This window comes from Nocardia sp. NPDC058518 (assembly GCF_042719655.1).
In the GTDB taxonomy this organism is placed as follows: Bacteria; Actinomycetota; Actinomycetes; order Mycobacteriales; family Mycobacteriaceae; genus Nocardia.
The window spans coordinates 25,057-44,065 of sequence record NZ_JBHXNJ010000032.1; the positions used below are offsets into that span (position 1 = coordinate 25,057).

Annotated in this window: 19 protein-coding genes; 15 read left to right on the forward strand and 4 right to left on the reverse strand. The window is 68.7% G+C overall.

Annotation, left to right across the window (positions count from 1 at the left end; all coding sequences use genetic code 11):
* Positions 1-55 precede the first annotated feature (55 nt).
* From nirD to ACFWPX_RS34095, 4 genes are all read left to right on the forward strand, one after another.
* Positions 56-436 (forward strand): nitrite reductase small subunit NirD, encoded by a 381-nt coding sequence (gene nirD, locus ACFWPX_RS34080; protein WP_378920551.1) that lies wholly within the window; start codon positions 56-58, stop codon positions 434-436.
* Positions 433-1,677: a uroporphyrinogen-III synthase gene (locus tag ACFWPX_RS34085; protein WP_378932405.1), complete on the forward strand. Its 1,245-nt coding sequence runs from the start codon at positions 433-435 to the stop codon at positions 1,675-1,677. The genes nirD and ACFWPX_RS34085 overlap by 4 nt, the downstream gene beginning before the upstream one ends.
* Positions 1,678-1,748: 71 nt before the next feature.
* On the forward strand, positions 1,749-2,408 hold the full coding sequence (locus ACFWPX_RS34090; protein WP_378920591.1) for a sirohydrochlorin chelatase: 660 nt from the start codon (positions 1,749-1,751) through the stop codon (positions 2,406-2,408).
* A gap of 78 nt (positions 2,409-2,486) precedes the next feature.
* Positions 2,487-3,215, forward strand: a complete 729-nt coding sequence (locus tag ACFWPX_RS34095) for a hypothetical protein (RefSeq protein WP_378932407.1) — start codon at positions 2,487-2,489, stop codon at positions 3,213-3,215.
* On the opposite strand, the gene ACFWPX_RS34100 is transcribed toward ACFWPX_RS34095, so the two are convergent.
* Positions 3,194-4,150 (reverse strand): GlxA family transcriptional regulator, encoded by a 957-nt coding sequence (locus ACFWPX_RS34100; protein WP_378932409.1) that lies wholly within the window; start codon positions 4,148-4,150, stop codon positions 3,194-3,196. The two genes, ACFWPX_RS34095 and ACFWPX_RS34100, sit on opposite strands and share 22 nt — an antisense overlap.
* Positions 4,151-4,274: 124 nt before the next feature.
* Between ACFWPX_RS34100 and ACFWPX_RS34105 the strand changes: the two genes are divergently transcribed.
* From ACFWPX_RS34105 to ACFWPX_RS34115, 3 genes are all read left to right on the forward strand, one after another.
* Positions 4,275-5,210, forward strand: coding sequence for an NAD-dependent epimerase (locus ACFWPX_RS34105; protein ID WP_378932411.1), 936 nt, complete (start codon positions 4,275-4,277; stop codon positions 5,208-5,210).
* Between the two features lie 20 nt (positions 5,211-5,230).
* On the forward strand, positions 5,231-5,563 hold the full coding sequence (locus ACFWPX_RS34110) for a TfoX/Sxy family protein (protein WP_378932413.1): 333 nt from the start codon (positions 5,231-5,233) through the stop codon (positions 5,561-5,563).
* A gap of 79 nt (positions 5,564-5,642) precedes the next feature.
* Complete coding sequence (locus tag ACFWPX_RS34115) at positions 5,643-6,095, forward strand: VOC family protein (protein WP_378932415.1); 453 nt, start codon at positions 5,643-5,645, stop codon at positions 6,093-6,095.
* 91 nt (positions 6,096-6,186) lie between these two features.
* Here ACFWPX_RS34115 and ACFWPX_RS34120 read toward each other — a convergent pair whose 3' ends face one another.
* Entirely contained in the window at positions 6,187-6,615 is a 429-nt protein-coding gene (locus ACFWPX_RS34120; RefSeq protein WP_378920537.1) for an Ig-like domain-containing protein, read from the reverse strand.
* 176 nt (positions 6,616-6,791) lie between these two features.
* Between ACFWPX_RS34120 and ACFWPX_RS34125 the strand changes: the two genes are divergently transcribed.
* Positions 6,792-7,013, forward strand: a complete 222-nt coding sequence (locus tag ACFWPX_RS34125; protein WP_378632772.1) for a hypothetical protein — start codon at positions 6,792-6,794, stop codon at positions 7,011-7,013.
* A 145-nt stretch (positions 7,014-7,158) separates the two neighbouring features.
* The gene (locus tag ACFWPX_RS34130; protein WP_378932417.1) at positions 7,159-9,756 is read left to right on the forward strand and encodes a LuxR C-terminal-related transcriptional regulator; all 2,598 of its coding nucleotides are present in this window, start codon (positions 7,159-7,161) and stop codon (positions 9,754-9,756) included.
* A gap of 2 nt (positions 9,757-9,758) precedes the next feature.
* Here the strand turns inward: ACFWPX_RS34130 and ACFWPX_RS34135 are convergent, their stop codons facing one another.
* Positions 9,759-10,376, reverse strand: coding sequence for a TetR/AcrR family transcriptional regulator (locus tag ACFWPX_RS34135; RefSeq protein WP_378920534.1), 618 nt, complete (start codon positions 10,374-10,376; stop codon positions 9,759-9,761).
* A gap of 116 nt (positions 10,377-10,492) precedes the next feature.
* On the opposite strand from ACFWPX_RS34135, the gene ACFWPX_RS34140 reads away from it, so the two are divergent.
* The 6 genes from ACFWPX_RS34140 to ACFWPX_RS34165 all read left to right on the forward strand — a co-directional run bounded on the left by ACFWPX_RS34140 (position 10,493) and on the right by ACFWPX_RS34165 (position 18,027).
* The gene (locus ACFWPX_RS34140) at positions 10,493-11,866 is read left to right on the forward strand and encodes a flavin-containing monooxygenase (RefSeq protein ID WP_378932419.1); all 1,374 of its coding nucleotides are present in this window, start codon (positions 10,493-10,495) and stop codon (positions 11,864-11,866) included.
* The gene (locus ACFWPX_RS34145) at positions 11,863-13,011 is read left to right on the forward strand and encodes a serine hydrolase domain-containing protein (protein ID WP_378932421.1); all 1,149 of its coding nucleotides are present in this window, start codon (positions 11,863-11,865) and stop codon (positions 13,009-13,011) included. The genes ACFWPX_RS34140 and ACFWPX_RS34145 overlap by 4 nt, the downstream gene beginning before the upstream one ends.
* Positions 13,012-13,013: 2 nt before the next feature.
* A complete protein-coding gene (locus ACFWPX_RS34150) occupies positions 13,014-14,057 on the forward strand; it encodes an NAD(P)-dependent alcohol dehydrogenase (protein WP_378932458.1) in 1,044 nt (347 codons plus the stop codon).
* 14 nt (positions 14,058-14,071) lie between these two features.
* Positions 14,072-15,724, forward strand: coding sequence for a class I adenylate-forming enzyme family protein (locus ACFWPX_RS34155; RefSeq protein WP_378932423.1), 1,653 nt, complete (start codon positions 14,072-14,074; stop codon positions 15,722-15,724).
* Between the two features lie 12 nt (positions 15,725-15,736).
* Positions 15,737-17,476, forward strand: coding sequence for an amidohydrolase family protein (locus tag ACFWPX_RS34160; RefSeq protein WP_378932425.1), 1,740 nt, complete (start codon positions 15,737-15,739; stop codon positions 17,474-17,476).
* A gap of 203 nt (positions 17,477-17,679) precedes the next feature.
* Positions 17,680-18,027 carry a hypothetical protein gene (locus ACFWPX_RS34165; protein ID WP_378932426.1) on the forward strand — a complete coding sequence of 116 codons (348 nt, stop codon included), beginning with the start codon at positions 17,680-17,682 and terminating at the stop codon, positions 18,025-18,027.
* A 33-nt stretch (positions 18,028-18,060) separates the two neighbouring features.
* Here the strand turns inward: ACFWPX_RS34165 and ACFWPX_RS34170 are convergent, their stop codons facing one another.
* Positions 18,061-18,756, reverse strand: coding sequence for a maleylpyruvate isomerase family mycothiol-dependent enzyme (locus ACFWPX_RS34170; RefSeq protein WP_378932428.1), 696 nt, complete (start codon positions 18,754-18,756; stop codon positions 18,061-18,063).
* Between the last annotated feature and the right edge of the window lie 253 nt (positions 18,757-19,009).

Consider the following 19,009-nt stretch of genomic DNA (forward strand, 5'->3'; position numbering starts at 1 on the left):
CGCTGCGGAAACAGGGCGCCTGTACCAATAGGTAAGGCGTTCGGAGGAGGAACCGATGACCGTGATCGACACACCCACCATCACCAATGAGACCGCGACCTGGACCCAGGCTTGCCGGCTCGATTTCCTGATCCCGGGGCGCGGCGTTGCTGTCCTGCTGAAGGGCGGCCGTCAGGCGGCTCTGTTCCTACTCACAGACGGCACGCTCGCCGCCGTCGGCAATATCGACCCGTTCGGCCGGGCCGCGGTGATGTCGCGCGGCATCATCGGTGATCGCGGCGGTGTTCCCGTCGTCGCGTCGCCGCTGCTCAAGCAGGCTTTCTCGTTGATCGACGGCCGCTGTCTCGACGACGAGTCCCAGTCCCTGCCGGTGTACGCGGTCCAGCTCGACGGCGGCGTCGTCGCCGTCTCGAACGAGCCGGTGCAGACCCCATGACCTCTCCCACCGACACCGGCCCTTGCCTTGCCGGCTTCACCATCGGCGTCACCGCGGCTCGCCGCGCGGAGGAATTCAGTACTCTGCTCACCCGCAAGGGCGCGACCGTCACGTCCGCCCCTGCCATCCGCATCATTCCGCTGGCCGATGACACCGAGCTCGAACGTGTCACCGAACTGCTGATCGCCGATCCGCCGCAGATCACCGTCGCCACCACCGGCATCGGTTTCCGCGGCTGGATGGAAGCGGCCGAGGGCTGGGGTCTGGCCGAGGTCCTGCGCGACACTCTCGCCTCGACCCGGATGCTGGCCCGTGGCCCCAAGGCCAAGGGCGCGATCCGCGCCGCCGAACTGCGTGAGGAATGGTCGCCCGCCTCGGAGTCGTCGGCCGAGGTCCTCGATCACCTGCTCGCCGAGGGCGTCGAAGGCGTCCGCATCGCGGTGCAGCTGCACGGCGCGACCACCGAATGGGAGCCGGTTCCCGACTTCTGCGAGGTGCTGCGCTGCGCGGGTGCCGACGTGGTTCCGGTGCCGGTGTACCGGTGGGAACCGCCGGCCGATCGTGGGCCGATGGACACGATGATCGATTCGATCATCTCCGGCAGCCTGGACTGCGTCACCTTCACCAGCGCGCCCGCCGTGGCGTCGCTGTTGATGCGCGCCAAGGAAACCGGGCTCCTGGAGTCGGTGCTGCACGCGTTCCGTGGCCGGGTGCTCGCCGCCTGTGTCGGGCCGATCACCGCGGCTCCGCTGGAAGAACTCGGTGTGTCGACGACGATGCCGGGCCGGGCCCGGTTGGGTGCGCTGGCTCGCCATGTGGCAGAAGAACTTCCGCGCCGCGCCAGCCGGATCTACGCGGCCGGTCATCTGATCAGCGTGCGTGGTGGCTGTGTGGTCGTCGACGGTGAGGTGCGTCAGCTGGCGCCCGCTCCGATGGCGTTGATGCGGTCGCTGGCTCGCCAGCCCGGTCGGGTTGTGTCGCGTGAGGACCTGCTGGCCGCGCTGCCGGGTGGCGGCGACGACACCCATGCGGTGGAGACCGCGATCGCGCGCTTGCGGGCTGGTCTCGGTACTCCCAAGGCGATTCAGACCGTGGTGAAGCGTGGGTACCGGCTGGCATTGGACGCGGCCGACTGCTCCGATACTCCGCCCGCGCGGGCGGCTGTCCAGCCACCGCACGCCGCGGGGATCGGGACGCCCGCTCGGTCGACCCGGCCCGCCCAAGCGATCGGGGTGTGGTGAGCGCCGCGCAGCCGGGTGATCCGGCTCTGGTGCTTGTCGCGCACGGGACTCGTAGCGCGCGCGGGGTGGAAATGATCGCCGCGCTCGCCGATGCGGTGGCCGCCGAACTCGGCGTCGCGGTGTCCTCGGCGCCGAATACCGCGCTGCGGACCGCTTTCGTCGACGTGCTCGGACCCTCGCCTTCGGAGGTTCTGCGCGATCTCGACGGGCCCGCCGTGGTGGTTCCGGCGTTTCTCGCCTCGGGTTATCACGTGTATCAAGACGTTCCGCGTGAGGTCGCCGAGAGCGGACATTCCGCGGTCGCGGTGACGGCGGCGATGGGGCCGGATCCGGCGTTGACCAGGATCATGGCGGTGCGGTTGCGCGCTGCCGGGTGGCAGCCCGGTGACGCGGTCGTCTTCGCGGCGGCCGGTTCCTCGGATTCGCGTGCGCGACAGGATGTTCGGCGGGCCGCGGGGATGCTCGCCGAGCAGCTGGGCGCGCCGGTGAAGATCGCCTACGTGGCGACTGGGACGCCCCGGGTGCCCGAAGTTGTTGCCTCGCTTCGCGCGTCGGGTGCCGAGCGGGTGTTCATCGCGTCCTATCTGTTGGCGCACGGTCTTTTTCACCAGCGGTTGCACGATGCGGGCGCTGATGGGGTGGCCGAGCCGATCGGTGTGCACCCGGCTGTGGTGCGGCTGATCGCTGACCGGTATCGCAGTGCGGCGCGGGAGCTCGTCGGCGTTCGCTGAGCCGATCGCGCACGGGCAGCCGGTGTCGGCGGCTGCGGCTAGAGTTGGCCCGACTGCACAACAAGGGGGCACAGCTCGATGTCAGATTCGTCCGCAGGTCAGGGTTATCCATCGCAGGATGACGGGCTGACGGCGTATCCGGATGAGTCGGCAGCGCGAGTGCCCGCGTATCCGCAGGCGCCGAGCCAGGCCGTGCCGCGGCCGCCGTTCGGTCCGGTGCCGGGTGTGATGGGATCGCCGCCGCCCTATGGGCCGGGCGTTCCGTATCCCGTGCCGGGCGGTGCGTACCCGCCGGTGGATGCCGGGCCGCGGATTGTGCCGCAGAGTGTGCAGATCGCGTTCTACGTGATGCTGGCAGGAGCCGTGGTCACCCTGCTCGGCATGGCCTACTCCCTCACCATGCTCGACGAAGCCCGCAGCGATGCGCTCGACGCCTCGGGTGGGGTATTGCGAGGCAACGACCTCGACCTTCTCGTGTACGCGAGCGTCGGTGGGGCCGTCGTGAGTGCGCTGGTGACGGCGGGGCTGTGGGTGTGGATGGCGTTCGTCTGCCGGGCGGGCAAGAACTGGGGGCGGATCACGGGCACGGTGTTCTTCGGGCTCAACGCGCTGTTCTATGTCGTCGGCACGGTGATGGCGTTCGTCACCTCCACGGTCGGTATCACGCTGGTGTTCAGCACGGTCACGCTGGCTATCGGGCTGGCCGCGGTGATCCTGTTGTGGAACGGCCTGTCCGGTCCCTACTTCGCGCCGCGGACGCCACCGGGCTACCAGCCCTACCCCGGCTATCCGCCGATCGCGCCGTAGTTGAAGTTCGCGCGGTAGACACTCGGGGAAACGCCGAGCTGGCGAACCATGTGCTGGCGCAACGACTCCGCCGACCCGATCCCGCTGTGCCGGGCGACCTGCTCGACCGGTAGCGATGTCGATTCCAGCAGCTCTCGGGCTCGGTGGAGGCGCTGACTGAGTAACCACTTCTGCGGACTGAGTCCGGTTTCGTCGTGGAATCGGCGAGTCAGGGTGCGCACGCTGGTTCGCGCGTGTTCGGCCAGTTCGCGCAGCGACAGGGGAGTGTCGAGGCGCTCGAGTGCCCAGGCTCGGGTGGCCGAGAGCGAGAGGTCGTCGTCGGCGGGCAGTGGAGTGTCGACGAACTGGGCTTGGCCGCCGGGCCGCACGGGTGTCACCACCGCGGCCCGCGCGGCGGCGTTGGCCACGGTGGCGCCGTAGTCGGCTCGAATCAGGTGCAGGCACAGGTCGATTCCGGCCGCCGCGCCTGCCGCGGTGGTCACCGGTCCGTCCTCGATGAACAGTGCGTCGGTACGCACCTGGATGAGGGGATGGTCGCGGGCCAGTTCGTCGGCCAGGCCCCAGTGCGTGGTCGCGGTGCGGCCGTCGAGCAGTCCGGCCTGGGCGAGCACGAACGCGCCACTACAGATCGAGGTGACCAGGATGCCGCGGTCGACGGCCGCGCGCAGTGCCTTCAAGGTCACCGGATCCGCGTCCGTGCGGCTGCCCGTACTCGGCACGATCACCGCGTCGGCGGAGTCGAGGACGTCGAGCCCGTGCCGGATCACGACATCGAATCCGCCTGGTGTCGATGGCAATACCCCCGGCTCGGCCGTGCAGACCACCACCCGATAGCCGGGCTCGCCGTCGATCGTGACCGAGCCCATCAGTGTTTCCGGCATCGACAGGTCGAAGGACTTCACCGGCGGGACGGCAACCACGGCAATGGTCTTCATGGCCTGATCCTTGGGATAGCTGGCATTGTGGCCACTAGTCTAACCATCGCGTGGACGGCATCGTTGAGTGTGCGGGCGCGACCTCGTCGCCCATCGAAAGCTGTTGTTGCGAAAGGTGATTCACATGTCCACTCATGTAGTGATCGGCCGGGGTGGTACCGCCACCGCTACCGCGTTGTTGCTCGCCGAAGCCGGGGACAACGTACGAATGGTGAGCCGGAGCGGGCTCGGCCCCCGTCATCCCGACGTGGAACTGATCGCTCTCGACGCACTCGACACCACCGCCCTGACCGAGGTCGCGACGGGCGCGGGCACTGTCTTCAACCTCGCGATGCCCGCCTATCACACTTGGCCGCAGACGGTTCCGCCCCTGTTCGACTCGATCCTGTCGGCGACCGAAACCGTCGGCGCCGACCTCGTCATGCTGGGAAATCTGTACGGCTACGGCCCGGTCGACGGTGTCGTCAGCGAACACACCCCACTCGCCGCCACGGGTAGCAAGGGCGCGGTCAGGGCCAGGATGTGGACCGAGGCGCTCGCCGCGCACGAGGCGGGCCGGTTGCGCGTCACCGAACTGCGCGCGGGTCAATTCCTCGGCGCGGGCGCGATTTCGATCTTCTCCCTGCTCGTTCAGTCCGCCGTCCTGGCGAACGCCCCGGCCCGGGTGCCGCAGGAACTCGACCTGCGGCATTCGTACACCGCGATCGGTGATGCCGCGGCCGCACTGGTCACCCTCGCGCGAGACGACCGGTCGTGGGGGAGGGCCTGGCACGCCCCGGTGATCACCACGACCGTACGCGAGGCCGCGAACCGCCTCGCCGCGCTGGCCGACGCCGCGACACCCGAACTGACGGTGCTCACCGACGAGGAGATCACCGAACTCGCCCAGGAGGATCCGTTCTGGGCCGAGCTGTTCGAGACGAAACACATGTCCCATCGCGAGTTCATCGTCGACGATTCGGCGATGCGCTCCACCTTCGGCCGCACCGCGTCGACGCTGGACGAGGTGCTCGCCGAGGTGGTCGCGGCCGCACGCGCAACCGTGCCCGACGCCGGGTAGATGTGGCGCACACTGATTCGATGGCATACGACGAGGAACTCGCCGAGCGGATCCGGGAGATCGTCTACCCACGGTCCGACCTCGCCGAGCGGAAGATGTTCGGCGGACTCGCCTTCCTGATCGGCGGCAACATGGCCGTGGCCGCCAGCGGCAAGGGCGGGCTGCTGGTGCGGGTCGCTCCGGCCGAAGGCGATGCCCTGCTCGATGGATCGGCGATCACGCCGATGGTGATGGGCGGGCGCGAACTACACGGCTGGCTGCGAGTGGCCCCCGAAACGGTCGACGACGACGCCGCACTGCGGGAATGGGTCGAACGCGGCGTGCGGTTCGCCGAGACCTTGCCGCGAAAATAAAAGTTCGTGGATGTGTCGAAGCGTGGTGGTCGGCTCCGACCAGTGGGTGAAGCAAGCCACTCACTCGAAGGAGCACATCATGTCCGTCAACACGTTCCTCTGGTTCGATGCCGACGCCGAAGCGGCGGCCGAACTCTATGCCGCGACCGTCCCGAACTCGCGCATCGTCGAGGTCACCCGCCAGGGTGACGGCTCGGCGTTCATCATCACCCTCGACCTCGACGGTCAGGCCGTCACCTTGATGAACGGCGGCCCCGGCCACCCGCACAGCGATGCCGCGTCACTGCAGGTGATCGTGGATACCCAGGACGAGATCGACAGCCTCTGGGACGCGCTGTCACAGGGCGGCGGAACCCCCGGCCCGTGCGGCTGGCTCACCGACCGGTTCGGGGTGTCCTGGCAAGTCGTCCCGGCCGTGCTGCCCAAGCTCATGGGCGGCGAGGTCGACCGTGTCATCGCCGTCGGCACGGCGCTGCGCTCGATGTCCAAGCTCGACATCGCCGCCCTGCAACAGGCCTACGACCAGGCCTGAACGCGGAACGGGGGGGCCGGGGGGGGGTGTGGGGGGGGGGGGGCGGGCGGGGGGGGGGGAGGGCGGCCCCCCCCCCGTCCGGGCGGGTGGGCTAGCCGGCCGAGCCCGACAGCAGCCCACCCAGATCGGCGGAACCGGTACTCGTCCCACCACCGGGCGTGGTCGGCTTCGGGGCGACGGTGATGGTGACGGTCTTGGAGCTGATCAGCTCCTGCACCGCCTTGATCTCGTGCGCGCCGGTGGTCTTCGGCGTCCAGGTGATGGTGGCCTTGCCGTTCGACACCGAGACGGGCTCACCGATCTTGGTGCCGTTGTCGGTGAAGGTCACCTTGAACAGGAACGAGGTGGACGTGACATCGGCGGTGACGGTGTAGGCGGTATCCACGTAGTGGGTGCTGCCGCTCACCGCGATCCCCTGCACGAGCGCGGATGCCTGCGGTGCTGCCAGCACGGCCGCCGCGGCCACCGCGGTGAAGGCCGTAAGTCCGAAACCGGCACGCCGCGCCTGGTAGATCTTCATGATGTTCTCCTGTTCGCGCTGATGATGAGCGCGACATTAGCCAGCGGATCCGGCCCGCGTCCCGGAAACTGAAATAACAATGTTTAAAATTATGGGACCGGTTGCGTCGCAGGTGACAAGCGAATTCACCCGGAGCGGATGAGGCAGCCGCGGCGACCGGCCGCGACACTGGAATCATGTCGACGTCCGGTCCGCTGCGCTATCAGTTCGTCATCGAGGGCGAGCTGTCCGAGCGTGTTCTCGCGGCTTTTCCCGAGCTGCGCCCCAGCTCGCATTCGCCCACCGGGACGACCACCCTCTTCGGCCTCGTCGCGGACAGCACGGCCATGCGCGGGGTGATGGCCCGCATCGACACCCTCGGCCTCACGCTGCTGAGTATGTCCCAGTTGCCCGACTGAGCGTTCGCCGACGAGTCGAACTCGATCTGATAACGAGCGCCCCTACTTCACCTCGCCAGCAACCGAACAGCCGCCGTTTCGCCTACCGTCGATCTCGGCGGAGGTTGGTCGCCGCGCGGTAAATGTCGTGTTCAGGAGGGTGAAGATGGCTTCGTCGTCGGGTTCTCTGGACTTTCGCGGTGGCGGCTCGGTGATAGCTGTGGCCGGTCCGTGCGCCGGTCTGCCCGAGCTGTCGTTCGCGCCGGTTCGCTGCAACGAGGCATTCGCGCGCTTGGATCGGGCACAGGCCGCCACCGGGCACACAGTGCTGCTGTGCGGACCGGCGGGCAGCGGTAAGACCGTCGTGCTGGTCGACTGGGTGCGCCGCAGGTGCTCGGCACGCGTCGCGTGGCTGACCGTCGCCGAACAACGCGGCACCGACCTGCTGGCCGAGATCGCCCGCACCCTCGATCCCACTCCGGACTTCGTGCCGACCGGCGTGCTGCACACCCCGATGGACCGCGCCGCGGACCTCATCGCCGCCCTGGCCGATATCGAGCCGACAGTGCTGGTGATCGACAACGCCCACCTGCTCACCGACCCACTGCAACTCGCCGGCCTCGAATACCTGCTCACCCACCTGCCCGACCAGGTCACCGCGTTGATCGCGAGCCGCTTCGACCCGCCGCTGCGCTGGCACGTCCTCGACCTGGCGGGCAGACTCACCCGGATCGGCGCGCCCGAACTCGCCCTCTCCCCGGACCGGGTCGCCCAACTGCTCGCCCAGCACGGTTGCCGGCTCGACGACGCCGAGCTCGCCGTGGTCGGGAACCTGACCCGTGGCTGGGCCGCGCTGGTCCGCATCGCGGCGATCTGCCTGTCGGCCAACGGCACCGACCGCGACACCGCCCTCACCGCACTGGCCCGCCCCTCGCACGCGGTCGCCGACTTCCTGGTCGCCGAACTGCTCGCCTCGCTACCGGCCCCCACGCTCGAATTCTTGCTCGCCACAGCGGTTCCCACACGATTCTGCCTGCCGATGGCCGAAGATCTGGTCGGTGACGACGCCGCCCGCATCCTCGACGAACTGCTGCGCGCCAACTTCCCCTTGCACACCGTCGCCCACGCGGGCGAGCTCTGGCACACCTACCACCCGCTCCTGCGGGCCTACCTGCTCGCCGAGGCCGCGTACACAAGGCCCGATCGCCTGCCCGGCTGTCATCGCCGGGTGGCGGCCTGGTTCACCGCGGCCGCGATGCCGGGACCAGCGCTCGAGCACATCGCGGCCGAGCCGGGCGCGCCCGGTCTGGTGCCCTTCCTGCGCGACTGGGGACTGCGCATGGTTCTGGAAGGAACGGGCCACACCCTCCTCGCCGCCGTCGAGAACTTCGCCGAGCACGACACTTTCGTTCGCCTGCTGCGCGCGGCCGTCGCGGTGGAGTCGGGCGATATCGCCGCCGCCGAGGTCTATCTCGAGGCCGCCCACGTCGGCCCGGAATCGGCGGCGCCGGTGGTGCCCGCCCAGTGGGTGGCCGCCCTCGATCATGCCGTGAGTGCGGGAGTCGCTGTCCTGGTGGGTGATTCGTCCTCGATGCGCTGGCCGCTGCCGCCGGTGACCGGACAGTCCGACCTCGACTGCTACACCGCGCTGCACTGCGGGATCGCCGAGATCTACGGCGGCGAAATCGACAGTGGCGCGGCATCTGTGCGCTACGCGATCGTGCACTCCGAGCAGGCTGGGCTGGGTCGCGTCGCGGTCCGTGCCAGAACCGCGACCGCCGTGGCGGCCGGGATCGCCGGCCGGATCGGCGAGCTACGCGCGCTGGCGGACCAGGCGATCGAGTGCGCGCATCGCTACGACCTGGCCGGTTCGGCCGATGCCGCCGCGGCCAGGGTGCTCGCTGCCTACGGCGCCTACCAGCAGGGCGTGGATTTCGAGCGGCCGTTGCCGAGCTTGCCCTTTGTCGCGGCCGACGAGACCGTGGTGCCCGCGCCGGTGCGCCAGGCGGCGATCATGACCGGCGTGCTGATGTTCGCCGACGCCCCGGATCGCTCGGCGGCGGCGGTCACGCTGAGCAAGCAACTCCATCGCCTGCTCGACGAATCTCCGACGGTGCACGGCACCGGCGAACTGGTCACCGATGTGCTCTGGCTGCTGCTGCGCGTCCAAGCCAGGGCAGACGCGCAGCAGTTGATCGACCACGCGACCCGGGTACTCGGCCGCACCCCGGACATGGCTGTCGCCGAAGCGGGACTGGCTCTCTACGCCCATCGCCCCGCAGTAGTGCTGGCATTGCTGGAACCGCTGCTCGCGACCGCGCGGTTGTCGTCGCGATCGCTGGTCGCGGCGTGGCTGCTGGTCGCGGTCGCCGCCGACAGCCTCGAACGTCCCCGCAAGGTCGACGACGCCTGCGAACAGGCCCTCGCGCACGCGGCCACCGAACAGCTGATCCGTCCGTTCCTCGACGTGCCCGCGGCCGCCGAACTGCTCGCCCGGATCGGCGCGCGCTTCGGTCAGCACGCGGTGCTCGTCGACCGGATCCGCGCCTACCGGGGCGCCACCGCGGGCGCCCCACAACTCACCCACACCGAACTGGTTGTGCTCCGCCAGCTTCCCTCCGGCATGACGGCAGGCAATATCGCCGCCGACCTGGGCGTCTCGGTGAACACCGTCAAGACGCACCTGCGCGGCATCTACCAGAAACTCGCCGTCAACGCCCGCGCCGAAGCGATCGCCCAGGCCCGCGTGCTCGGTCTGCTCTGAGCTCAGTCCGGCGCCTGCAACGCGGGGAACCAGACATCGGTGAGGACGGTGGCGGCCTTCTCGGCGGTGACCTCGATGGTGCCCTGCATGGCCCACCGGGTGAAGAACCGTTCGAGCTGGGCGACCAGCAGTTCGATCCGCAGCCTGGCCTCGTCGCGGCGCTGTTCGGGCCAGCGCGCGAGGTAGGCGGGCATGCTGTCGGCCAGCGTCATGATCCCCTCGCGCGCCAGCGCGCGGAACTCCGGCTCGAGCGCGGTGGCTTCGTCCCAGGCCGGGAGCATGTCCCGGTTGGTGAGGAACCAGTAGATCGCGCGGGTCATCCACTCCTGCAACGCGGCCCGAGAACCGGTGGTGAGCACCCGGTCCAGATCGGCGTAGAACTCCCGGACGCTGGTCAGTGTGCCTTCCTGGGCGATCGCCCGCAGCACCTCGCTCTTGCTCGTGAAGTGCAGGTAGAAGGTCGCCCGGCTACAGCCGACGGCGGCGACGATGTCGTCGACACGGACATCGGAGTAGCCCTGCGTCTCGAACAGGCTCCGCGCGGTCTCGACGATCCTGGCCTTCGTCAGGCGCTTCTGTTCCTCGCGCAACGATCCACGACGGGCGGGTTCGGTCGTCATCGGCCTAGCTTAGACGATCCGCCCATTCACTAGACATTATGTCCAGCGAGACGCTATCCTGTGGTCCACGTCACTCGGCATGGTCAAAGGTGACCGAGGCCGCTCAGGAGTTGTGCATGGATTCACGTCAATTACCCAAGGTTTGCGTCGTCGGCGCCGGACCTTCGGGTATCACCGCCGCCAAAAGGCTGGCCGAGAACGGAATTCCGTTCGACTGCTACGAGGCATCCGACGAGGTCGGTGGCAACTGGTACTTCAAGAACCCCAATGGCATGTCGGCTTGCTATCAGAGCCTGCATATCGACACCTCGAAGTACCGCCTGCAATTCGAGGACTTTCCGGCGCCGGCGGATTGGCCGCACTTCCCGCACCATTCCCAGTTGCTGCAGTACTTCAAGGATTATGTCGACCACTTCGGGCTGCGCGATCGGATCCGGTTCAACAGCCTGGTCGCCGCCGCCGAGCGTGACGACGCGGGTCTGTGGCGGGTAACGACGGCGACGGGCGAGACCGAGGTCTACGACGCGTTGATCGTCTGCAACGGCCACCACTGGAATCCCCGATTCCCCGACTATCCAGGCGAATTCGACGGCGTGCTCATGCACAGCCACGCCTACAACGACCCGTTCGACCCGGTCGACATGCGCGGCAAGCGGATCGTGGTGGTCGGCATGGGTAACTCGGGCCTCGACATCGCCTCGGAACTGTCCCAGCGCTTCCTCGCCTCGAAGCTGTTCGTGTCCGCCCGCCGGGGCGTGTGGGTGCTCCCCAAATACGTGAACGGGCAAGTGGGCGATCGGGCTTCGATGCCCGCGTGGATTCCCGACAAGATCGCGCTCAAGCTCAAGCAGCGCTTCGTTCGCAAGAATCGCGGCGAGATGTCGACCTACGGTCTGCCGACACCCGATCACGAGCCCTTCGAGGCGCATCCTTCGGCGAGTGAGGAATTCCTGCACCGGGCCGGCTGCGGCGACGTGGAGTGCAAGCCCGCGATCACCCGATTGGCAGGTGACACTGTGCATTTCGCCGACGGCAGCAGCGAGCAGGTCGACGTGATCGTCTGCGCGACCGGCTACCACATCAGCTTCCCGTTCTTCACCGACGCCGAGCTGGTGCCCGACGCGGCCAACCGGTTCCCGTTGTTCCAGATGATGATGAAGCCCGGTGTGGACAACCTGTTCTATCTCGGTCTCGCCCAGCCGATGCCGACGCTGGTGAACTTCGCCGAGCAGCAGAGCAAGCTGGTCGCCGCCTATCTGACCGGCCGCTATCACCTGCCCCCGCGCGCGCAGATCGACGAGGTGCTCGGGGCACAGGAAGCCAAACGCAGTGGGCGCTACTATGATTCGCCCCGGCACACCATCCAGACCGAGTTCGAGCCGTACGTGCGCTCGATGACCAAGGAGATGGAGCGCGGGGCGAAACGTGCCGCTGCCGCGGGCAATGCACTGCCGGTGCCCGCTCGAGTGACGGTCGAGGTGGCGCGATGAGCACCTCTTCGGGCTTCTGCCGCGACGAATTCGCCGGGGTGCGTGCGGCATTCGACGAACACCTCACCTCCGGCGCCGAACTCGGTGCCGCCCTGTGCGTCACCGTCGACGGCGATCCGGTGCTCGACCTCTGGGGTGGCTACGCCGATCCTGAGCACGAGACCCCGTGGGGCGCCGACACCCTGGTCAACGTCTTCTCGGTCACCAAGACGATGACCGCGCTGTGCGCGCTGCTGCTGGTCGACCGGGGCGAACTCGACGTCGACCAGCGCGTCGCCCACTACTGGCCCGAATTCGCGGCGAACGGCAAGGCCGACATCGAAGTCCGCCACCTGCTCTCGCACACCTCGGGCGTCTCGGGCTGGGACAAGCCGATCGAGCTGTCCGACATCTACGACACCGATGCCGCCGCCGCCCGGCTGGCCGCGCAGGCGCCGTGGTGGGAGCCGGGCACCGCCTCGGGCTATCACGCCATCAACTACGGCCATCTCATCGGGGAACTGGTGCGCCGCATCACCGGTCGCTCGCTCGGCCGGTTCTTCGCCGACGAGCTGGCCGGGCCCCTTGGCGCGGATTTCCACATCGGCACCGGCCCCGAGCACGCCGACCGGATCGCCACCCTGATCCCGCCGGAGATGCCGGATTTCGACCTGTCGACCCTCGACCAGGACAGCGTGCTGATCAAGACGCTCACCAGTCCCTGGCTGGAGGTCGCCGAAACCGCGACACCGGCCTGGCGTGCGGCCGAGATCGGCGGCACCAACGGGCACGGCAACGCGCGCTCGGTGGCGCGCGTCCAGTCGCTGATCGCCAACGGCGGCGAGCTGAGCGGCAGGCGGTTCCTCTCACCCGCGACGATCGAGCTGATCTTCCGCGAGCAGGCCGACGGCATCGACCTGGCATTGCTCGCCCCGCTGCGCTTCGGTATCGGCTACGGGCTGCCACGGCCGCAGACCTTCCCGCATATTCCGGACGGGCGGGTGTGCTGGTGGGCCGGGTACGGCGGCTCGATGGTGGTCAACGACCTGGATCGCCGAATCACCTTCGCCTACACCATGAATCGGATGGCCACCGGTTTGATCGGTTCCAATCGGTGTGACAGCTATCTGAAGGCCACGTTCGACGCGGTCGGAGGTGCCCGATGACCATGCGCGCGATGCAGTTGACGGCCCCGGGCACCCTCGAATTGCGCACGGTGCCCGTGCCCGAGCTCGGACCCGATGATCTGCTGCTGCGGGTCGGTGCGGCCGGGATCTGCCATTCGGATTCGTTCGTACTCGGCTTGCCGTTTCCGATGAGCGAGAAGCCACTCACATTGGGCCACGAGATCGCGGGCACGATCGAGGCGGTCGGCTCGGCGGTGGCGGGCCGACGGGCCGGCGAGCGGGGCATCGTGTACCTGTGCTGGTCGTGCGGTGAATGCCGGGAGTGCCTGCGCGGCAACGAGAATGTCTGCCTGGCCGCCGGTCGCACCGCGATGCCGCCGTGCCCCGGTCTCGGGCCCGACGGTGGCATGGCCGAGTTCGTCCGCATCCCGATGCGCTCGTTCGTGCCGATCGCCGACGAACTGGACTTCGCCCACGCCGCACCCCTGGCGGACGCGGCACTGACGCCGATGCACGCCATCCGCGGCGCCATGGACCAGCTGTGGCCCGGCGCCACCGCGGTCGCCATCGGCATCGGCGGACTCGGCCACGTCGCGGTCCAGCTGTTGAAGACCCTCACCCAGACCACGGTGATCGCGGTCGACGTGGACCCCGACAAGCTCGCCCTCGCCACCGAATGCGGCGCCGATATCGCGCTGAAGGCCGACGAGAACACCGCGGCCACCATCTTGGAGCTCACCGGTGGACGTGGCGCCGAGGCGGTGTTCGACTTCGTCGGTTCCGATCCCACCGCGAAACTGGCCGTCGAAACAGTCGCCCCGAACGGCGCCTACCGGATGGTCGGCCTCGGCGGCGGTATCCCCGGCATCGACTCGGGACCGGCGGGCGGACCCGGGCTGCCGTGGGGTGCCACCGTTCGAAAGTCCTACGGCGGCACCAGAACCGACCTCATCGATGTGGTGGCGCTCGCCGCCGCCGGCAAGGTGCGCGCCGAGGTCGAGCGGTTCGACCTGGCCGATGCGCGCACCGCCTTCGACCGACTCGACTCCGGCGCGATCCGTGGACGCGCCGTCCTCATTCCCTGATGGAGAAGAAGAACATGACCAACGCTGTAGACCCGCAGGAATTCGTCGCCAAGGTCGCCGCGGGCCTCACCGCCCCCGGCGCGCCGTTCGAGATGACCGTCGAACCCGTTCTCGGCGTGCCGATTCCGGTTTTCGCCAAGCGCTATGCCAGCTTGCGTGAACTGCTGGAGCACTCGCTGAAATGGGGCGAGCGCGACTACCTCGTCACCGAAGACCGCCGGATCTCCTTCGCCGAGCACGCCGCGGCCGCGGGCGCGCTGGCTACCGCGCTCGCCGCCAGGTACGGCATCGGCAAGGGCGATCGCGTCGGCATCCTGGCCGCCAACGGCCCGGACTGGGTGATCGCGTTCTGGGCGGCGCAGTGCCTCGGCGCGATCCCGGTCGGCTACAACGCCTGGTGGGCACCTCGGGAGATCGCCTACGGGCTGGAGCACACCACGCCGACCGTGGTCATCGCGGACGCGAAAAGGGCCGCACTGCTGGCCGAGGCGGGGACCGAGCTGCCCATCTTGACCATGGACGAGGATCTGCCCGCCCTCATCGCCGAGTTCGGTGGCGGCGAGATCCCCAGCACGCCTGTCGGCGAAGACGATCCGGCCGTCATCCTCTACACCAGCGGTACCAGCGGCAGGCCGAAGGGCGTTGTCCATTCGCAGCGAAACATGGTGGCGATCAGCGACTACCACCGTTTCACCGACGCCATGCTCGCCGCGTTCATGGGTCAGGAGCCCGGCGACGGACCGAGCGAGCGCCGGTACCTGGTCACCGCGCCGCTGTTCCACATCGCCAGCCTGCACAACCTCGTCATCCCGCGGCTGCGGACCGGTGCGGCCGCGGTGTTCCCGCACGGCGGCTTCGAAGTCGGCCGGGTACTGAGCCTGGTCGAGCGCGAGAAGGTCACCAACTGGGCCGCGGTGCCGACCATGGCCTCGCGCCTGCTGGAACATGATGTGGCCCAGCACGATCTGTCCTCGCTCACCGCGCTCTCGCTGAACTCCGCGCCGTCCTCGCCCGCGTTGCTCGCCAGCCTGCGTGCGAAGATCCCGGCCCTGCAATTCGCGCTGACCACCAGCTACGGGCTCACCGAGAGCGGCACCGCGGCGACGGTCGCCACCCCGCTCGACCTGGCCGCGGACGACGCCTCGGTCGGCAGGGCGATCATCGGCGTCGCGATGGAGATCCGCGACGCGCAGGGTAACGCCGTCGGCGACGGTGAAGAGGGTGAGATCTGCATCCGTAGCCCCTATGTGATGCTCGGCTACTGGAACGACGACGCGGCGACCGAGGCCTCGATCGACGACCAAAGGTGGCTGCGCTCGGGCGATTTCGGCACGCTGAACCAGGGCAGGCTGACCGTGTCCGGCCGCCGAACCGACCTGATCCTGCGCGGTGGCGAGAATGTGTACCCCACCGAGATCGAGAACGTGCTCGTCGAACACCCGGCCGTCCTCGATTGCGCGGTCTTCGGCGTGAGCCATCCCGATCTCGGCCAGGAAGTGGCGGCCATCGTCGTCGCCGAACCGGGCACGGTGGACCCGGAGGAACTGCGCGCCTTCGTCGCCGAACGCCTCGCTTATTTCAAGGTGCCCGTCCGCTGGCGCATCACTTCGGACGCGCTGCCGCGCAACGCGACCGGTAAAGTCACCAGGCGCGAGCTCGCGATCTAAAAGGGGTCAGAAATGTTCGACAGCATCATCAAAGGTGGCCGGTTCTTCGACGGCACCGGCGCCCCCTCCGCGGTTCGCCACCTCGGCATCACCGACGGCAAGGTCGCCGAGATCTCGGAGACCCCACTCGACGAAACCGGCTGCGCCCGGGTCGTCGACGCGACCGGCAAATGGGTCATGCCCGGCATGATCGACATCCACACCCACTACGACGTGGAGGTGCTGCTCGACCCGTCGCTGTCGGAGTCGGTGCGCCACGGCGTCACCACCGTGCTGCTCGGTTCGTGCTCGCTCTCGACCGTGCACGTCGACGGTGAGACCGCGGGCGACCTGTTCGGCCGGGTCGAGGCCATCCCGCGTCAATACGTGGTCGGCGCGATGAACGAAGTCCAGACCTGGAGTACCGCAAGCGAATACATCGACGCGCTCGAGCAGTTGCCGCTCGGCCCGAACCTGGCCGGCTTCATCGGCCACTCCGACATCCGTGCGGCGGTGATGGGGCTCGACCGCTCCACCCGCAAGGAAGTGCGGCCGTCCAAGGAGGAGCTGGCGGAGATCGAGCGCATGCTCGTCGACGCGCTCGACGCCGGATTCGTCGGAATGTCCTCGCAGCAGCTGCTTTTCGACAAGCTCGATGGGGAGACCTGCCGTTCGCGGACGCTGCCGTCGACGTATGCCAAGGGCAAGGAACGCCACAAGCTCAACACGATCCTGCGCAAGCGTGGTCGCGCGTTGCAGGGCGGGCCCGACATCACCAACCCCAAGAGCCTGGTGTCGATGGCGGTGTCGAGCATCGGCCTCTGGCGCGATCCGCTCAAGGTGAGCCTGCTGTCGGCGGCCGATGTGAAGGCGGTGCCCGGCGCGTCCAAGATGTTCCCCGCCGTCGGCAAGATCATCAACGGGCTCGACGGCAACTTCCGCTGGCAGCATCTGCCGGTGCCGTTCGAGGTGTACTCCGACGGCATCTCGCTGCCGGTGTTCGAGGAATTCGGTTCCGGCGCCGCCGCTCTGCACCTGTCCGATCACATCGACGAGCAGCGTCACCTCATGCAGGACGAGGAATACCGCCGTTCGTTCCGCAAGGACTACGACAACAAGTACGGCCCCCGCGCGTGGCACCGTGACTTCTTCGACGCCGATATCGTGGACTGCCCCGACGAGACCGTCATCGGCAAGACCTTCGGTGAGGTCGGTGTCGACCGCGGCGGCCTGCACCCGGTCGACGCGTTCCTCGATCTCGTCGTCGAGCACGGTGACAAATTGCGCTGGCGCACAACCATTTCCAACCACCGCCCCGAGGTGGCCGACGTGCTGTCCGCCGACCCGTCGGTCCAGCTGGGCTTCTCCGACGCGGGCGCGCACCTGCGCAACATGGCCTTCTACAACTTCGGCCTGCGCCTGCTGCGCCGGGTCAACGACGCCGTGGACCGTGAAAAGCCTTTCATGACAGTCGAACACGCGGTGCACCGCCTCACCGGCGAGCTCGCCGACTGGTACGGCCTCGATGCCGGTCACCTTCGGGTGGGTGATCGCGCCGATGCCGTCGTCATCGACCCCGCCCACCTCGACGAAACCCTCGACGCCTACGCCGAGGATCCGATCGCTGTCTTCGGCAACCTCTCGCGCATGGTCAACCGCAACGACGAGACCGTCACCGCGGTCTTCGTCAACGGGCGCTATGTCTTCGGCGAGGGCGAAGCCGACCCCGCACTCGGCACCGAACGGGTGGGTGCCTTCCTGCGCGCCGAGTAGGACGAGCACAGTCCGTCGACCCGGCCGCGAGGCAGTCGAACCCGCGCGCGGGCCGGGCCGCGGGAACCACCAGTCGCCCCCCCGCGGCCCCGGGGGCGCCGGGCGGCGCGCCGACTGAGACCCTCACCTGATGGCCGAGTGGTGTTCGACCTGAATCCGGTCGCCGCCGCCCGAACACCCGCACATCAGCGAGAGGACTCGACATGTCGGACGCGAAACGGATCACCTGGGGCAAACCCCGCCACCCCACCGACGACGACCGCGACGCCCTACGCGAAGAACTCCTCGCCATGGCTCGCGCGGTCCGCGCCGACGGTTGGGCGGACTACCGCACCGAGTGGTCGGCCGGTCAGGTCGCCGTCGTCGCCTATGTCCTCGGCGATGCCGACGTGCTGGCCGAATTCGACGAGAACGAGGGCACGGTCCTGAGCCGCTACGCCGCCGATCTGTTCGGATTCCTCAAGGGACGCAAGGACATCGAGGCCGGACTCGTCGGTACACAGGCATGGTTCGACACGGTGCGCGCGGCATTGGGTGGAAGCGCCGACTAGTCCGCGCGGGGCCTCACCCAGCGAGGCCGGTAGTCATCGAGCGTCGCCGCGATCGTGGGCGATGACGCGGGTGCGCAGAGTGGGAGCGCCCGGTCCGGTGAGGTCATCGCAGTAGGCGGCGCGTCCGGCCATCGCCATGGTCAGCGCGATCGTGGTCCCGCTGACCAGTGGCCCGGTGCCGGTGGTGAACGGGCCGTCGGTGGCTTCGAGGCGCACACCATGGATGAGGGTGCGGCTGGGGACGGTGAAGTCGCGGCCGGCGAAGAACTCGGCGACGGCGGTGGTGGCTTCGATCGACGGGGTGTAGGTGAGCCCGAGTGGGCGGCGGATGTCCTGGGCGTGGACGACGACCTCGCCGAGCCAGGCCACCGTGGGTCCTGGTGCCGAGGTGGTGCTGGGGATGATCGCCCTGAACTGTCGCAGGGTCTCGGCCGGCGTGCTGCCTCGGTGCTCGGCCTTGCGTCGTTCGTTGTGCTCGTCGAAGTCGAAGCGGGCGGCGAGGACGCTGGTCACCCAGCGCACCCGGCCGACGCTCGCCACGGCCGTGAGATGGGCGAGCGCATCCTCGACCGTCCAGGATCCGCACAGCGACGGGCGGCCCCACTGCTCGGCGTCCAGGTCGGCGAGGTCGTCGGCGAGGGCAGCACGTTCGGCGTGCGCCATCGCCCACAGCGCGTCGCGGGAGTAGCCACGGCCGGGGCGGGCGGAGCCTGCTGGCTGGTCAGGCACGGAAAACCTCGATTCGGGCACCAGCGGGCGCTGGAACGCGACGGTGCCGAGGCCGCGTTCCGAAATAGTGACGGTGCGGACTCCTCGAAATCATCGGTACCGGGTCAGCGTGTCCGCTCAGGTCGTTCGCAGGACACCGCGGGTCTTCCGTACACCGTGAACGACGACGGGGCCGCGGATGGGCGGAGATCGCGGGGCCCGGACATCGGGCCGCGGACACAAACGGGGGGGGGGGGGGGGGGGAGGCCCCCCA

Bases quoted from the DNA above. Each gene is read 5' to 3' on its own strand.
- ACFWPX_RS34160 (WP_378932425.1), top strand. From the start codon at position 15,737: ATGTTCGACAGCATCATCAAAGGTGGCCGGTTCTTCGACGGCACCGGC.
- ACFWPX_RS34165 (WP_378932426.1), top strand. From the start codon at position 17,680: ATGTCGGACGCGAAACGGATCACCTGGGGCAAACCCCGCCACCCCACC.
- ACFWPX_RS34105 (WP_378932411.1), top strand. From the start codon at position 4,275: ATGTCCACTCATGTAGTGATCGGCCGGGGTGGTACCGCCACCGCTACC.
- ACFWPX_RS34140 (WP_378932419.1), top strand. From the start codon at position 10,493: ATGGATTCACGTCAATTACCCAAGGTTTGCGTCGTCGGCGCCGGACCT.
- ACFWPX_RS34110 (WP_378932413.1), top strand. From the start codon at position 5,231: ATGGCATACGACGAGGAACTCGCCGAGCGGATCCGGGAGATCGTCTAC.
- ACFWPX_RS34120 (WP_378920537.1), bottom strand. From the start codon at position 6,615: ATGAAGATCTACCAGGCGCGGCGTGCCGGTTTCGGACTTACGGCCTTC.
- ACFWPX_RS34155 (WP_378932423.1), top strand. From the start codon at position 14,072: ATGACCAACGCTGTAGACCCGCAGGAATTCGTCGCCAAGGTCGCCGCG.
- ACFWPX_RS34145 (WP_378932421.1), top strand. From the start codon at position 11,863: ATGAGCACCTCTTCGGGCTTCTGCCGCGACGAATTCGCCGGGGTGCGT.
- ACFWPX_RS34090 (WP_378920591.1), top strand. From the start codon at position 1,749: ATGATCGCCGCGCTCGCCGATGCGGTGGCCGCCGAACTCGGCGTCGCG.
- ACFWPX_RS34135 (WP_378920534.1), bottom strand. From the start codon at position 10,376: ATGACGACCGAACCCGCCCGTCGTGGATCGTTGCGCGAGGAACAGAAG.
- ACFWPX_RS34125 (WP_378632772.1), top strand. From the start codon at position 6,792: ATGTCGACGTCCGGTCCGCTGCGCTATCAGTTCGTCATCGAGGGCGAG.
- ACFWPX_RS34100 (WP_378932409.1), bottom strand. From the start codon at position 4,150: ATGAAGACCATTGCCGTGGTTGCCGTCCCGCCGGTGAAGTCCTTCGAC.
- ACFWPX_RS34150 (WP_378932458.1), top strand. From the start codon at position 13,014: ATGCGCGCGATGCAGTTGACGGCCCCGGGCACCCTCGAATTGCGCACG.
- ACFWPX_RS34130 (WP_378932417.1), top strand. From the start codon at position 7,159: ATGGCTTCGTCGTCGGGTTCTCTGGACTTTCGCGGTGGCGGCTCGGTG.
- nirD (WP_378920551.1), top strand. From the start codon at position 56: ATGACCGTGATCGACACACCCACCATCACCAATGAGACCGCGACCTGG.
- ACFWPX_RS34115 (WP_378932415.1), top strand. From the start codon at position 5,643: ATGTCCGTCAACACGTTCCTCTGGTTCGATGCCGACGCCGAAGCGGCG.
- ACFWPX_RS34085 (WP_378932405.1), top strand. From the start codon at position 433: ATGACCTCTCCCACCGACACCGGCCCTTGCCTTGCCGGCTTCACCATC.
- ACFWPX_RS34095 (WP_378932407.1), top strand. From the start codon at position 2,487: ATGTCAGATTCGTCCGCAGGTCAGGGTTATCCATCGCAGGATGACGGG.